Consider the following 14,673-nt stretch of genomic DNA (forward strand, 5'->3'; position numbering starts at 1 on the left):
ATAATGACAAATTTGACATGTTTTAAAGCTTACGATATTCGCGGTGAAATAGGTGAAAATCTCGATGAAGATATCGCTTATCGTATCGGGCGTGCGTACTGCGAATGGTTAAAACCTAAAACCGCAGCAGTAGGTGGCGATATTCGCGCGACTTCTGAGCTTTTTAAGCAGGCATTAGCAAAAGGTTTAATGGACGGCGGCTGCGATGTTATTGATATCGGTATGGTGGGGACCGAAGAGATTTATTACGCGACACGATCATTAAAGTTAGACGGCGGCATTGAAGTGACTGCCAGCCATAACCCGATTAATTTTAACGGTATGAAGCTGGTACGTGAAGATGCTAAACCAATCAGCGGTGATACCGGTTTAAACGCGATCAAAGCACTGGCAGAAGAAAATAATTTTGCAGAAGTAGAAAACAGAGGTCAGTACAAGCTTATTTCTAACCGTGATTCCTATGTCAGTCATCTGCTGAGTTACATTAATACTGCTCAGTTAAAACCGCTTAAAATTGTTGTTAATGCCGGTAACGGCGCCGCCGGGCCGACCATTGATGCGGTTGAAGAAAAGTTTAAACAGGCTGGTATAGCGGTTGAGTTTATTAAAGTAAATCATCAGCCGGACAGCAGTTTCCCGAACGGCATTCCTAACCCTATGTTATTAGAAAACAGGGCTGATACACAGCAGGCTATTTTAAGCCATGGTGCCGATTTAGGCATCGCCTGGGACGGGGATTTTGACCGCTGCTTCTTTTTCGATGAGAAAGCGAATTTTATTGAAGGTTATTATATTGTTGGTCTGCTGGCGAATACTTTTCTGCTGCAGCACGCCGGTGAAAAAATAATTCATGATCCTAGGCTTACCTGGAATACTCAGGATCTGGTTGCATCTCTTTCCGGTACTGCCGTTGAATCTAAAACCGGGCATGCTTTTATTAAAGAAAGAATGCGTAAAGAAAATGCCGTTTACGGCGGTGAAATGAGCGCGCATCACTACTTTCGTGATTTTGGATACTGCGACAGCGGCATGATCCCGTGGCTTCTGGTTATTGAATTAATCAGCAAGAAGAACATGCCGCTATCCAGACTTGTGGAGCAGAGGATGGCGCTTTACCCAATTTCCGGCGAGATCAATACCCTGGTCACTGATCCGCAGGAGACGATTCAGGCAATTCGCGATGCTTATCAGGCATCAGCATTATCGGTGACATTTGTAGATGGATTAAGCATGGAGTTTGCTGACTGGCGCTTTAATCTCAGAAGTTCAAATACAGAAGCGGTGATCCGCTTAAATGTCGAAGCACGAGGCTCGCAGGCTATTGTCGAGCAGAAAACACAAGATCTTTTAGCCGTTATCAACTCATAATTTACTTGTTATAGGATTCAGTCAGCATGTGTGATTTAAAATTAAGCAATATAAAAAAATACTACGATAAAACCGCAACCATTGAAGATTTAAGTTTAGAAATTAACTCCGGTGAATTTCTGGTACTGGTCGGTCCGTCCGGCTGCGGCAAGTCTACTCTGCTGCGTATGATCGCTGGTTTAGAAGAGATGACGTCGGGTACTATTTCTATTGCCGGAGAGGACATTACTCACCTGCCGGCGAGTAAGCGCGGACTGTCCATGGTTTTTCAGTCTTATGCACTTTATCCACATATGACAGTAAGAGAAAATCTTGAGTTTGGTTTAAAGAATATAAAAACACCGCCGCAGGAGATAAACAAACGTGTTGCTAATGCAACTAAGATCCTGCAGCTTGACAGTATGCTGGAGCGTTTACCTCAGAACTTATCCGGCGGTCAGAGACAGCGGGTGGCAATCGGCCGTTCTATCGTTCAGCAGCCGAAAGTATTTCTGTTTGATGAGCCGCTTTCTAACCTTGATGCATCGCTGCGTGTGCAGATGCGTCAGGAAATCAGCCAGCTTCACGATAAATTAGACAGCACTATGATTTATGTTACCCATGATCAGGTTGAGGCTATGACGCTGGCGGATCGTATTGTGGTATTAAATAAAGGTAATATTGAGCAGGTCGGTACACCGATTGAGCTGTATAACTCCCCTAAAAATATTTTTGTGGCTGAGTTTATCGGTACACCAACGATTAATATTATCCCGGCAAAATACAGTAAAGGCGGTATTATTAATATTGCCGGACAGGAGCCGATCCAGCTGAAGCAGGAGCATGCTGCTCTTTCTGACGGTGATCAGCTGTTTATCGGTTTACGTCCCGAGCACCTTAGATTAAATGAGAAGAATGACTTTACCTTAACAGTAGATGCGACGCTGAGCGAGCTGCAGGGGGATTCCACTCTGATTTATGCGGATCTGTCTGAAACCGCGGTTAATATAAAACTCAAATCATCAAAGCAGTTAAAGTTTCGTAAAGGAGATCCTTTAAGTGTTGGTTTTAACGAGGCTAATATTCTTATTTTTAATGAAGCAGGCGACGCAGTTTAAGCCTGCTGAAGCGTACATACAAAAAGACCGCATGCTGCGGTCTTTTTGGTTTCTGAACAATTAAGGTGAAACTTATTTAACTTCCTGACCCGACGCTTGTAAATCCGCGTGGTATGAAGAGCGTACAAAGGGGCCGCATGCGGCATGGTCAAAACCAATTGCTTTGGCTTTTTCCCCAAGCGCGTCAAATTCTGCCGGCGGTACGTAGCGTTCAACAGCCAGGTGCTGCAGGCTCGGCTGCAGATACTGACCTAAAGTCAGCATAGTTACGCCATGGTCGCCAAGATCTTGAATAACCTGCTCAATCTCTTGGTTAGTTTCACCCAGCCCCATCATTAATCCGGATTTTGTCGGGATCTCCGGATGCTGTTCTTTGAACTTTTTAAGCAGCTGCAGTGACCATTTGTAGTCTGCACCGGGACGTACCTGTTTGTACAGGTGCGGTGCAGTTTCTAAGTTGTGGTTGAAAACATCCGGTACATGATCTGCAAAACAGGCTAATGCTTTATCCATTCTGCCTTTAAAGTCAGGTACTAAAATTTCAATTTTGATCGAAGGGTTGAGCAGACGGATTTCGCGGATACAGTCAGCAAAGTGCTGTGCGCCGCCGTCACGCAGGTCATCCCTGTCCACCGAGGTGATAACCACATATTTAAGCTTCATATCCCTGATGGTTTCAGCTAATTTTTTAGGCTCATCGACATCCGGTGCCAGTGGTTTACCGTGGCCGACATCGCAGAACGGGCAGCGGCGGGTACAAATATCACCCAGGATCATAAAGGTGGCCGTGCCGTGATTAAAACATTCATTAAGGTTAGGACATGATGCTTCTTCACAAACAGAGTGCAGTTTGTTTTTCCGCAGAGCTGCTTTAATTTCACTGACACGGGTATTGTCAGAAGATAGTTTTATTTTCATCCATGCTGGTTTTTTCAGCATAGTGGTTTTATCGGACGGAATAACTTTAATCGGAATATGAGAAAGTTTATCGGCATCACGCAGTTTTGTACCTGCAGTTAATTGACTTGGTTTATTGCTCATGAAAAAAACTCTCTATCTGTGAATAATTTAATTGTTGATTCATTTTTTCAATTAATAACGGTGCTAATTGAGAGACTGAAAGAGTCAGTCCCTCTGCTTTACACTGAGTCATTTCTAACCCGGCATAACCACAGGGATTAATCTGCAGGAAAGGGGATAAATCCATATCTACATTTAATGCCAGTCCGTGAAATGAACAGCCTTTTCGTATTTTCAGTCCAAGTGATGCGATTTTTTTCCCTTTAACATAAACTCCCGGTGCATCTGCTTTGGCTGCCGCATGAATATTATAATCGGCTAATAAATTAATAATACTTTCTTCGATAATGGTAACTAAGCTTCTCACATTAAAATCTTTACGGCGAATATTAATTAATAAATAAACAATCAGCTGTCCGGGGGCATGGAAGGTTATCTGCCCGCCGCGATCACTTTGTACAACTGGAATATCCGTCTGCTGGAGCAGATGTTCCGCTTTTCCGGCACTGCCTTGAGTAAATACCGGCGGATGCTCAACCAGCCAGATTTCATCAACCGTGGATGCATCCCGCTGCTTAGTAAAATCACTCATCGCCTGCCAGGTAGTGAGGTAGTCCTGTAAGCCCAGATAGCGTATTTTCAGCTGTTTATCTAATTCATTCATCTGTTCGCTATATTCCAACTTGTGTGATTTTTTAACTGCTGAGGATTAAAGGATATAACGAACCAGTTCAAGGTTATTTAAATCCGTGTAGATAGCTTCAATATGCTCTTTGCTGGTGACTGAAACCGGAATAGTTAAGGAGTGATAAGTTCCTTTTGAGCTGGGTTTTACTTTCGGCGAGTAATCACCCGGTGCATGTTTTTGAATAACAGCAATTACGTCCAGCATCATTTTAGGATCGGCAACGCCCATTACTTTAAATGCAAAGGTACAGGGGAACTCTAACAGTTCATCAAATTTGGTGTTTAATGCCATGGTTAACTCCAGGGGCTATAATATAATTTTGCTAATAATAAAAAAGTGAGACAAAAGCCTCACTTTCATTTTACCTGTTATATGGGGATAGAATTAACCAAACCAACCAATAAATAATAATTTGATGTAATCAATCAGACGGCTGAATAAACCGCCTTCTTCAACTGTTTCCAGTGCAACTAAATCATAGGTTGCAACGGTTTCATCATCAACTGAATAATGTACTTCACCGACTTTATCACCTTTCTGCACAGGAGCGCGCAGCTCACCTTCAATAACAAAATCAGCCTGTAAGTTTTTAGCCTGACCGCGAGGCAGTGTGATTGGAGTGCTCTGGCCTACACCTAAGCGGATATTTTCCTGCGAACCCATCCAGATGCGTTCGTTAGCCAGCTGATCTCCGGCATTGTAAGGAGTCAGTGTTTCAAAAAAGCGGAAACCCCAGTTAAGCAGTTTTTTGCTTTCAACATTACGTGATGTTTCAGATTTTGTTCCCATCATAACGCTGATCAGGCGCATACCGTCTTTGGTTGCTGATGAAACCAGGCTGTAACCTGCCGCTTTAGTATGGCCGGTTTTCATTCCGTCAACATTTAAGCTTTTATCCCATAGCAGACCGTTACGGTTATACTGCTTAATACCATTATACTCGAATGATTTTTCACTGTAGATTTTGTATTCATCCGGCACATCGCGGATTAATGCTTTGGCGAGAATAGCCATATCCTGTGCCGTCGTGTAATGATCTTCAGCAGTTAAGCCGTGGCTGTTTACAAAATGGGTATTCATCATACCCAGCTGCAGTGCCCAGGAGTTCATCAGATCAGCAAACGCACTTTCACTACCGGCAATATGTTCAGCCATTGCTACACAAGCATCATTACCTGACTGGATGATAATACCGCGGTTAAGGTCTTCTACGCTTACTTCTTTACCCACTTCAATAAACATTTTTGATGAATCAGGGAAATTCTTAGACCAGGCTTTCTCTGAAATGGTTACTTTGTCCGTTGTTTTTAAGTTACCGGATTTAATTTCATGCCCGATGATATAACTGGTCATCATTTTAGTCAGGCTTGCAGGGTTCAGTGACTGCTCACTGTTATTTTCAGCAATTACTTTTCCTGAATCAAAATCTATTAACAGGTAGCCTTTTGCCGCAATTGCCGGCGCATTGGGAATGACTCGGGGAGCTGCAAGCACATTGAAACTTAAAAAGAAAGTGATAAGCAGCAGGCTTATTTTTTTCATGGGAGATACCTTTGAGTTATTAGAACAAAAATTTTGATACGCACTATAGCAGATGTCCCCTTGTTTGCTAGAGGCGTACATGTATTTATCCGCAACAGCGCTTACCAGCAGAGTAATCTGATTAGTCTTAATCCCCCGCTGAAAGTTCTAAGTATTTTTTATTTATTGGTTTGTTTCGGTGCATAAAAGGGGGAATTGGCGCACTGCATTGGTGCGTTATAACAGTGTTTTCTCTAAGGTTTGCTTGTAACCGATTGTATTTTAAGTGTTTGTTTAATTGGCATGTTACTTGTAAACATAGTGTTAAAAGAGATGCTCCGGGGAAGTGTTTTGTTTATTAAAAAAATGCATGACATTAATTTACAACATAAGAGGAATTGCCATGAAAATGTTAACCGCCATCATTAAACCATTTAAGTTAGATGAAGTAAGAGAGGCGATTACCGATGCCGGCATTGCCGGGGTAACCGTTTCCGAAGTTAAAGGGTTCGGCAGACAGAAAGGCCATACCGAGCTTTATCGCGGAGCTGAGTATCAGGTTGATTTTCTGCCGAAAGTGCAGCTGGAAATTGCACTGAAAAATGAAGACGTGGATCGTTTAGTTGAAGCTATTACTAGCGCTGCTAGAACAGGCAAGGTCGGCGACGGGAAAATATTTATTCGTCCTCTTGAGCAGGTGGTACGTATTCGTACTGGTGAGCTTGATGAAGAAGCACTTTAAAGCAGTCATAAATTTGTAATGAGGATCATATTATGGAAAACACAGTAACGGAACTTAGGTTTGCTCTCGATACCTTTTATTTTTTAATGTCAGGCGTGCTGGTGATGTGGATGGCGGCCGGATTTGCCATGTTAGAAGCAGGTTTAGTGCGCTCTAAAAATACCACTGAAATTTTAACCAAGAACGTAGTTTTATATGCGGTTGCCTGCACCATGTTTTTATTAGTCGGTTATAACATTATGTATGTTGATAATGCAGCCGGCGGCTGGCTGCCTTCATTTGGAGGATTAATCGGTACTCAGGCTGAAGGTGCGAGTCACTCTCTTGAGTCGGATTTCTTCTTCCAGGTGGTATTTGTTGCAACTGCAATGTCGATTGTATCCGGCGCGGTGGCTGAACGTATGAAACTTTGGTCGTTTTTGATCTTTACTGTGTTTTTAACTGCATTTATCTATCCGTTAGAAGGTTACTGGACCTGGGGCGGCGGTTTTCTGTCTGAAGCTGGTTTTAGTGATTTTGCTGGTTCAGGTATTGTGCATCTGGCTGGTGCCGCCGCAGCATTAGCCGCGGTTATTTTACTGGGCGCCCGTAAAGGTAAATACGGTAAAGACGGTTCAGTTCACCCGATTCCTGGTTCTAATATGCCGCTGGCAACATTAGGGGCATTTATTTTATGGATGGGCTGGTTTGGTTTTAACGGTGGTTCACAGTTAATGATCTCTGATGCTGATAACGCAAGTGCTGTCGGCCTGATTTTTGTTAATACCAATGCTTCAGCCGCAACAGGTGCCATTGCCGCTCTGCTGGTGAGTAAGTTTAAATGGGGTAAAGCGGATTTAACTATGATTTTAAACGGCGCCTTAGCCGGTCTGGTTGCTATTACTGCAGATCCGTTATCACCTTCGCCTCTGTTTGCCGCCGGTATTGGTGCCGCTGCCGGGGTGATTGTTGTCTACAGTATTATTACTTTTGATAAATTAAAGTTAGACGATCCTGTTGGGGCATTATCAGTACATGGTGTGTGCGGGCTGTTTGGTCTGCTGGTTGTACCTATGAATAATAGTGATGCTTCGTTTATTACTCAATTATACGGAGCCGCTGTTATCTTCGGTTTTGTGTTTACCGCGTCATTGATTGTCTGGGCTGTTATCAAGGCTGTTATGGGAATTCGTGTTACTGCGGAAGAGGAAGAAACCGGTATGGATTTACATGACTGTGGTTTAGAAGCCTACCCGGAATTTACTGATTAATATTTTGTTTAATTAAAAGAGATAAACCCTGTCTCTGCAGCCCCTGACTAACCGTTTAGTCAGGGGCTTTTTTATAATAAGAGCAGCTGAAAGCTTGTAAATCCGTTCAAGTTTACTATAAACGTCTATTATTTATAAAAAATAAAATATAAATAGCCATATAAGGATGTTAATGCCTGAGCCAGGAACTAACAGCATGTTTTTAAGGTTTTTATCCAGCAGTGTTATACCAGCTGTGATTCTGTTTGTTCTATTTTTGATCGGTACTTACGGCCAGTATCTGCTGTTTCATTTTTTTGCCGAGTTTTTTGCTGTTTTTGTCGCATTAAGTGTTGGTGTTATTGTTTATTACAGCTATCCGTTTACCAGTAACCATTACCTGCAGTTTTTAGGTCTAGGCTATTTTTCTATTGCATTTTTAGATCTGCTCCATGTATTAACCTTTCCCGGAATGCCGTTTATTACCTCCAATGCATTGAATACCACCCTGTCTGTGTGGATCTTTACCCGTCTTTTTGAAGCCCTTATTTTATTTACGGCTGTATTTTTGTTTGAACATAAACTGAGGCAGTCCGTGATTATTGTTCTCTGTGCTTTCGTGGTAGTCATTATTAGCTCAGTTTCTTTATTCAGACCGTTATCATTATACACTTCTGTGGACGGATTAAGTTTGTTAAAAACCGTGCTGGAATATGTGGTTATGCTTATTCTTCTATTTGCTCTGCTGGTTAATCACAGGAAAAAAAAATGCTTTAATAACTCTGTGTACTGGAAAATCCAGGCCGCTGTTTTACTGACTGTTTTTTCTGAATTTTGTTTTACTTTATATGTAGATGTTCACGGTTTTTTTAGCCTTGTAGGGCACTTAAGTAAATTTTTATCCTTCTGGTTTATTTTTATTGCTGTCGTAAAAAGCGCATTAGAAAAACCTTTGGAAATGATGAAGGAGGGGGTCAGCAGCTATAACGCAATTCCTATTCCGGTTATTATCCTTACTGGAAACGGCAAAGTAAGTCAGATTAACCGGGCTGCTGAAAAATTCATCACTAGTCCCGCATCTGCTGTTATAGGGAAAGATAATCATGACTTCTTTCATCCCTCTGATCTTGAAGCGGATGAATGTCCTCTCTGCCTTGCTCTTAAAGAACACCGTACGCTGAAAAACTTTATTGCCGCCGATAAAATTAAAGAGCGAAGTATTCGTTATTCTCTTAGCCCGATAGGAGAAAACAGAGCATTGGGCATGATACTGGTGTGCAGGGACATTACTGAGGAGTTAGCAAATAATGAAAAACTGAGCAGTCAGAATGCAGTTTTAAATTCAGTATTAAACGGCACGCCGGATTTGATTTATTATAAAGATTACCTACATACGGACGGCAGCTATTTAGGCTGTAATAAAGCCTTTGAACAGTTTATCGGTAAGCCGCAGAAAGAGATTATAGGGCGGACTGATATTGAAATATTCGGCGAAGAACTGGGCGCTTTTTTTCAGGACAAAGATAAGAGTGTCCTTACAAAAAATCGTAATGTCATTAATGATGAATGGGTTACCTATCCGGACGGTCAGCGTGTATTGTTAAGTACATCAAAGTCTCCCCTGTATAAAAATGCACAGCATACCTTAGGCATACTGGCTATTTCGCGTGATATCAGCCAGTACATGCAGTTGAAAAGTGAAGTGCAGGAGCAGAAAGAAACGCTGGAGTATCAGGCTTCTTACGATCTTCTGACCAGTCTGCCTAACCGGACATTGTTATTAGACAGGATTAAGCAGGCGATTAAGTTATCATTAAGAGTGAAAAACTCACTGGCGATATTATTAATAGATTTAGACCATTTTAAAGAGATTAATGATTCCCTGGGCCATCAGATCGGCGATCAGGTCATTAAAACGGTTGCCGAACGTTTAACTGAAAATGTCCGCAGTACAGATACCGTCGCCCGTTTAGGCGGGGACGAGTTTGCCATTGTATTAGGTGAATTATATAACACTGAAATGGTGATCGATATTGTTGATAAGCTGCAGAAAGCTATGCACCAGGCTATCTGTATATCAGGACAGAGCTTATACAGTACATTGAGTATAGGTATTGCGGTTTATCCCGAAGATGGAAAAAATGCCGATGAATTATTAAAAAATGCCGATGCCGCTATGTATAAAGCCAAAGATGAAGGACGCAATACCTCGCGTTTTTATACGGAGGAGATGACTGAAAAAGCCTTTGAACGCATTGTGATGGAAAGCAGCCTGCGCAGTGCGGTGAGTAAAGAAGAGTTTATTGTTTATTATCAGCCTCAGGTTGACGCCAGAAACGAAAAACTGGTGGGAATGGAGGCATTAGTCCGCTGGATGCATCCGGTTATGGGCATGGTCTCTCCGGCTAAATTTATGACTCTTGCGGAGGAAACCGGTCTTATTATTGAACTGGATCAGTGGACCATGCGCAAAGCGATGAGGCAGTTAGTTGCCTGGCATGAAACGGGCTTGAATCCTGGAGTCTTAGCGCTGAATCTTGCTATGAAGCAGCTGCAGAAAGATGATTTTATAGAAATGCTCAGTAATATGCTTAAAGATACAAACTGTAAAGCAGAGTGGTTAGCATTAGAGGTGACGGAGGGGCAGATTATGATTAACCCCGAGAATGCAATTCTGGTATTAAAGCAGATTAGTGCAATGGGCATTGAACTTGCGATAGATGATTTTGGCACCGGTTATTCATCACTCTCTTACTTGAAACGTCTGCCCATTAATAAATTAAAAATAGATCAGTCTTTTGTTCGAGGTTTACCTGAGGACGAGGATGATGCCGCTATTACTATGTCGGTTATTTCCCTGGCAAAAAACCTGCATCTTGATGTTATCGCAGAGGGAGTCGAAAGTGTTAAGCAGGTTAACTTTTTAGCAGACAACGGCTGTTTTAATATTCAGGGGTATTATTACGGCAAACCTATGCCTGCGCCGGATATGACTGAATACTTAAAAAAGCAGATTAATTAAATCATTGACATATCCTTATCAGTTAGCATCTTACAGTCGAAAGGGTATATACTCTTTGACAGTCTTTTAGTACTTCAGCCGCCTTTTAATTTCAGGGAAAATTTTATGTCATTTAAATTAAATATATTAAGTCTATCTGCCATTGCTTTGTTAGCAGCATGTTCGTCGGGCACCCCTGAGGAAGAAACTTCAGTCGGTGCAATCCCAAGCTGGATTTTAAACCCTCAAGTTGAAGATGGAATTGCTGTTTCAGAGTGCGTTTTATTTTCAGGTAATATGTCCATAGACAAGCAGCAGGCACTTGCAAATGCACGTACATCATTAGCTCAGCGTATTGAAACCCGCGTGAGTGCGATGGATAAAACCTACCGCGATAAAATTGAAGTAGCATCTGGTGTCGAGTCTGGTTCAACCTTCTCAAGTGTTTCTAAACAGGTTACGCAGCAGACACTTACCGGCACTAATCCGATTAAAACAGATGTTGTTAAAATTGCAGATAAAGATAACTTATGTGTACTTGTTGCAGTCGGACAGGACTCCACCAAAGATATCTTTGAAAGTTTGATCAATGCGGCCAAACGTCCGATGTCTGCGCAGCAGAAAGATGTTTTATACCAGGAGTTCAAAGCACAGCGTGCAGAACAGCAGTTAGATGCGGAGTTAGAGAAGCTCAAAGGGTAATTTTTAAAGGTTCATTATCTATTGTGATTACTAAGGGCGCTGAATAATCAGCGCCTTTTTTATGGCATAAATATTGCAATAAGCTATGTATGTGTCAATAAACGGATAAACATTATGAATCTTAATAATACCTCTTCTTTATTTAATGAACTGCAGATGCAGGGGCTGCAGACTAAAGGTTTAGATAGTGAGCTTTCTGGTCAGTCTGTTAATTCTTCACATTCTGATTTTTCGAAAATGCTCAAACAGGCTATCGATAATGTGAACGGCCTGCAGCAAAATACCTCGGAATTACGTAATCGTTTTGAAATGGGCGATAAAGAGGTTAGTTTAGGTGAAGTGATGATTGCCGCCAACAAATCAAGTCTGGCGTTTGAAGCAACAGTGCAAGTTCGTAATAAAGTGGTTGAAGCCTATAAATCAGTGATGAGCATGCCGGTTTAGTATATTGGAAGTATGAGTAATTAAAGGGAAAGACAGTGGCTGAGTTAGATAACAATCAAGATATGCTAATGAGCAATTCAGGCTTTGAAGGCGATGAGACACTTGCTCCGCCGGAAAAAAGTGCATTAGCTTCATTTTTCTCCAATGTTGATGTACTGCGTCAGATCAGCATGATTATCGGTTTGTTAATTGTTTTAGCAATTGTGGTGATTATCTGGTCATGGGGAAAAGAGGCTGATTACCGCCCGCTCGGCACTTATCAGACCGATGAATTAATCGGCACTCTGGATTTCCTTGATAAGCAGAAAATTCAATACAAGCTCGAAGGTAATTCAGTGCTTGTTGTTTCCGATCAGTATCAGAAAATTAAACTGCTGATGACACGTGCCGGTTTAGTGAGCGATGACAGCGAAGACGGCGATGATATTTTACTGCAGGATATGGGCTTCGGGGTTAGTCAGCGGGTAGAAAAAGAGCGATTAAAGTTAAGTCGAGAGCGTCAGCTGGCCCTGGCCATTAAAGAGATGAAAAATATTACTAATGCGCAGGTATTATTAGCCATTCCTAAAGAGAGTGTATTTGCCCGCAAAGAGCGTCAGGCAAGTGCAACCGTTGTGGTTACAACCAGCCGTTCCTATAGCCTCTCCCCTCAGGAAATTGATTCTATTGTTGATATCGTTGCATCCGCAGTGCAGGGATTATCACCTAATAATGTTACGGTCAGCGATCAGCGCGGCCGTTTATTACATTCCGGCAGTAAAAGCGGACTTTCTGCACAGTCGAGTAAAGAGTTTGCTTTAGAGCGTGAACGTGAAGAGGAGTATAAAGCGAAAATTGATGCGATTTTGATCCCCGTTTTAGGCTTAGCAAATTATACCTCTGAAGTTGATTTAGCAATGGACTTCACCGTTGTTGAAGAGACGAAAAAAACCTTTAACCCGTCAAATCAGGCTGTTAGAAGTGAAATGCTGGTGGAGACAAAATCATCCAGTTCAGTTGCCGGTTCCATCCCCGGAGCGTTAAGCAACCAGCCTCCAGCCAATTCAGCCGCTCCTGAAGAGCTCAAAGAGGGCGGCGAGTTTTCAGATTCATCTGACGGTACATCACATAATGAATCCACCCGGAATTATGAAGTTGATACCACGGTTACTCATATTAAACATAAAGTGGGTAAAGTAGACCGTCTGGCGGTATCAGTTGCGTTAGACTATAAAGCCAGCACCAATGCCGCCGGTGAAGTATCATACGCGCCGCGAACGCAGGAAGAAGTGGACAGTATCCAGCGGTTACTGGCAGGCGGCTTAGGTATTAATAAAGAGCGCGGCGATATTCTGGAAATTGCATCAGTAAGATTTAATCGTCCTGACCTTGCCGCTGTTGCTGAAGAGGAGTTCTGGAAAACGGAAACTTTTCAAGGTTATGTTCGTTTCGGCGGCAGTATGTTAGTGATACTGCTGACCCTGTTATTAATTGTCCGCCCTATTATGAAAAAACTGCTTTATCCTGAAACAATTGAACAGGTTGATGAATACGATTTAGGTGGTGCAATCGGTTCAGTCGGTAGTGACAACCTGCAGTTATTATCTGATGATGATGAAAATGCCGGGGTTGAGTTTGGTATTAGTAACGGGCAGATTACACTGCCGGATCTGCATAAAGATGAAGATCTTCTTAAAGCCGTGCGTGCATTAGTTGCTAATGAACCGGGGTTATCTGCACAAGTAATTAAAGAGTGGTTATTGGCTGATGAATGATAAAAATAAAAAAGACCCTAAAGCGGCAGAGGCTAAAGGTACCGAAGTAGCTGCCGAGTTTGATATTTCCTCTTTATCGGGGGTTGAAAAGTCTGCACTGCTGATGCTCAGTCTTACACCTGAAGATGCTGCTCAGATTTTTCGTAATTTGGAGCCGAAACAGGTTCAGAAATTAGGTATGCAGATGGCGGCTTTAGAAGATTCCTCACAAACTAAAGTCACCGGTGTGCACCGTGCATTTATTGAAGATATTCAAAAGTACAGTAATATCGGTTTAGACAGTGAAGATTTTGTCAGAGCGTCATTAATTGAAGCGCTCGGTGAAGATAAAGCAGGTAATCTGGTGGATCAGATTATTCTCGGCAGCGGCTCAAAAGGTCTCGATTCACTGAAATGGATGGATGCACGACAAGTGGCGTCGATTATTCAGAATGAGCATCCGCAAATTCAGACTATCGTTTTATCTTATTTAGATCCCGAACAGTCCGCGGAGATATTAACTCAGTTCCCGGAGAAAAATCGTCTGGATCTGATGATGCGTATTGCGGATCTGGAAGAGGTTCAGCCGGCCGCTTTACAGGAATTAAATGAGATTATGGAGAAACAGTTTGCCGGTCAGGCCGGTGCTCAGGCCGCTAAAATGGGCGGTACTAAAGCCGCCGCTGATATTATGAACTATCTCGATACAGGTATTGAAGGGCCGTTAATGGACTCTTTACGTGAAACTGATGAAGATATGAGCCAGCAGATTCAGGATCTGATGTTTGTCTTTGATAACCTTATTGATCTTGATGATCGTGGTACACAGGCACTGCTACGTGAAGTACCCGGCGAGCAGCTGCAGCGTGCCATGAAAGGTGCCGATGAACAGCTCAAAGAAAAAATATTTAAGAATATGTCTAAACGTGCCGCTGAAATGCTTCAGGATGATCTGGAAGCAATGGGGCCTATTCGTATCAGCGAAGTTGAAGCCGCGCAGAAAGAGATACTCACCATTGCCCGCCGCCTATCCGATGCCGGTGAAATTATGCTTGGCGGCGGCGGCGGTGACGAGTTCTTATAGAGTGGCTAAATACTTTTAATATTCAAACTGGTAAAAGGACATAC

13 protein-coding genes are annotated in these 14,673 nt (G+C 42.4%); 9 read left to right on the forward strand and 4 right to left on the reverse strand.

Annotation, left to right across the window (positions count from 1 at the left end):
* Positions 1-3 precede the first annotated feature (3 nt).
* A complete protein-coding gene (locus G337_RS0102430; protein WP_028862462.1) occupies positions 4-1,368 on the forward strand; it encodes a phosphohexomutase domain-containing protein in 1,365 nt (454 codons plus the stop codon).
* Positions 1,369-1,394: 26 nt separating this feature from the next.
* Positions 1,395-2,465, forward strand: coding sequence for an ABC transporter ATP-binding protein (locus G337_RS0102435; protein ID WP_028862463.1), 1,071 nt, complete (start codon positions 1,395-1,397; stop codon positions 2,463-2,465).
* 72 nt (positions 2,466-2,537) lie between these two features.
* Here the strand turns inward: G337_RS0102435 and lipA are convergent, their stop codons facing one another.
* The 4 genes from lipA to G337_RS0102455 all read right to left on the reverse strand — a co-directional run bounded on the left by lipA (position 2,538) and on the right by G337_RS0102455 (position 5,715).
* The gene (lipA, locus tag G337_RS0102440) at positions 2,538-3,506 is read right to left on the reverse strand and encodes a lipoyl synthase (protein ID WP_028862464.1); all 969 of its coding nucleotides are present in this window, start codon (positions 3,504-3,506) and stop codon (positions 2,538-2,540) included.
* Positions 3,496-4,149: a lipoyl(octanoyl) transferase LipB gene (gene lipB, locus G337_RS0102445; RefSeq protein WP_028862465.1), complete on the reverse strand. Its 654-nt coding sequence runs from the start codon at positions 4,147-4,149 to the stop codon at positions 3,496-3,498. The genes lipA and lipB overlap by 11 nt, the downstream gene beginning before the upstream one ends.
* Before the next feature lie 45 nt (positions 4,150-4,194).
* The gene (gene ybeD, locus G337_RS0102450) at positions 4,195-4,464 is read right to left on the reverse strand and encodes a DUF493 family protein YbeD (protein ID WP_028862466.1); all 270 of its coding nucleotides are present in this window, start codon (positions 4,462-4,464) and stop codon (positions 4,195-4,197) included.
* A 93-nt stretch (positions 4,465-4,557) separates the two neighbouring features.
* Complete coding sequence (locus G337_RS0102455) at positions 4,558-5,715, reverse strand: D-alanyl-D-alanine carboxypeptidase family protein (protein ID WP_028862467.1); 1,158 nt, start codon at positions 5,713-5,715, stop codon at positions 4,558-4,560.
* A gap of 382 nt (positions 5,716-6,097) precedes the next feature.
* Here G337_RS0102455 and G337_RS0102460 point away from each other — a divergent pair, with 382 nt between their 5' ends.
* The 7 genes from G337_RS0102460 (at position 6,098) to fliG (ending at position 14,629) form a co-directional block, all read left to right on the forward strand.
* Entirely contained in the window at positions 6,098-6,436 is a 339-nt protein-coding gene (locus G337_RS0102460; RefSeq protein WP_028862468.1) for a P-II family nitrogen regulator, read from the forward strand.
* A 32-nt stretch (positions 6,437-6,468) separates the two neighbouring features.
* Positions 6,469-7,686 (forward strand): ammonium transporter, encoded by a 1,218-nt coding sequence (locus tag G337_RS0102465; protein ID WP_028862469.1) that lies wholly within the window; start codon positions 6,469-6,471, stop codon positions 7,684-7,686.
* Positions 7,687-7,882: 196 nt separating this feature from the next.
* Positions 7,883-10,687, forward strand: coding sequence for a bifunctional diguanylate cyclase/phosphodiesterase (locus G337_RS28095; protein WP_169719602.1), 2,805 nt, complete (start codon positions 7,883-7,885; stop codon positions 10,685-10,687).
* 105 nt (positions 10,688-10,792) lie between these two features.
* On the forward strand, positions 10,793-11,368 hold the full coding sequence (locus tag G337_RS0102475) for an LPP20 family lipoprotein (protein ID WP_028862471.1): 576 nt from the start codon (positions 10,793-10,795) through the stop codon (positions 11,366-11,368).
* A gap of 114 nt (positions 11,369-11,482) precedes the next feature.
* Positions 11,483-11,812: a flagellar hook-basal body complex protein FliE gene (gene fliE, locus G337_RS0102480; RefSeq protein ID WP_028862472.1), complete on the forward strand. Its 330-nt coding sequence runs from the start codon at positions 11,483-11,485 to the stop codon at positions 11,810-11,812.
* A gap of 35 nt (positions 11,813-11,847) precedes the next feature.
* Entirely contained in the window at positions 11,848-13,566 is a 1,719-nt protein-coding gene (gene fliF, locus G337_RS0102485) for a flagellar basal-body MS-ring/collar protein FliF (protein WP_028862473.1), read from the forward strand.
* Positions 13,559-14,629 (forward strand): flagellar motor switch protein FliG, encoded by a 1,071-nt coding sequence (gene fliG / locus G337_RS0102490; protein ID WP_028862474.1) that lies wholly within the window; start codon positions 13,559-13,561, stop codon positions 14,627-14,629. Before fliF ends, fliG begins: the two co-directional genes overlap by 8 nt.
* Positions 14,630-14,673: the final 44 nt, after the last annotated feature.

Origin of the sequence: Psychromonas aquimarina ATCC BAA-1526 (assembly GCF_000428725.1) — a bacterium.
Taxonomy (GTDB): domain Bacteria; phylum Pseudomonadota; class Gammaproteobacteria; order Enterobacterales; family Psychromonadaceae; genus Psychromonas; species Psychromonas aquimarina.

Coding starts and splice junctions, on each gene's coding strand:
- G337_RS0102435 (WP_028862463.1), top strand. CDS start 1,395: ATGTGTGATTTAAAATTAAGCAATATAAAAAAATACTACGATAAAACC.
- fliE (WP_028862472.1), top strand. CDS start 11,483: ATGAATCTTAATAATACCTCTTCTTTATTTAATGAACTGCAGATGCAG.
- G337_RS0102475 (WP_028862471.1), top strand. CDS start 10,793: ATGTCATTTAAATTAAATATATTAAGTCTATCTGCCATTGCTTTGTTA.
- G337_RS28095 (WP_169719602.1), top strand. CDS start 7,883: ATGTTTTTAAGGTTTTTATCCAGCAGTGTTATACCAGCTGTGATTCTG.
- ybeD (WP_028862466.1), bottom strand. CDS start 4,464: ATGGCATTAAACACCAAATTTGATGAACTGTTAGAGTTCCCCTGTACC.
- G337_RS0102455 (WP_028862467.1), bottom strand. CDS start 5,715: ATGAAAAAAATAAGCCTGCTGCTTATCACTTTCTTTTTAAGTTTCAAT.
- G337_RS0102460 (WP_028862468.1), top strand. CDS start 6,098: ATGAAAATGTTAACCGCCATCATTAAACCATTTAAGTTAGATGAAGTA.
- fliG (WP_028862474.1), top strand. CDS start 13,559: ATGAATGATAAAAATAAAAAAGACCCTAAAGCGGCAGAGGCTAAAGGT.
- lipB (WP_028862465.1), bottom strand. CDS start 4,149: ATGAATGAATTAGATAAACAGCTGAAAATACGCTATCTGGGCTTACAG.
- G337_RS0102430 (WP_028862462.1), top strand. CDS start 4: ATGACAAATTTGACATGTTTTAAAGCTTACGATATTCGCGGTGAAATA.
- G337_RS0102465 (WP_028862469.1), top strand. CDS start 6,469: ATGGAAAACACAGTAACGGAACTTAGGTTTGCTCTCGATACCTTTTAT.
- lipA (WP_028862464.1), bottom strand. CDS start 3,506: ATGAGCAATAAACCAAGTCAATTAACTGCAGGTACAAAACTGCGTGAT.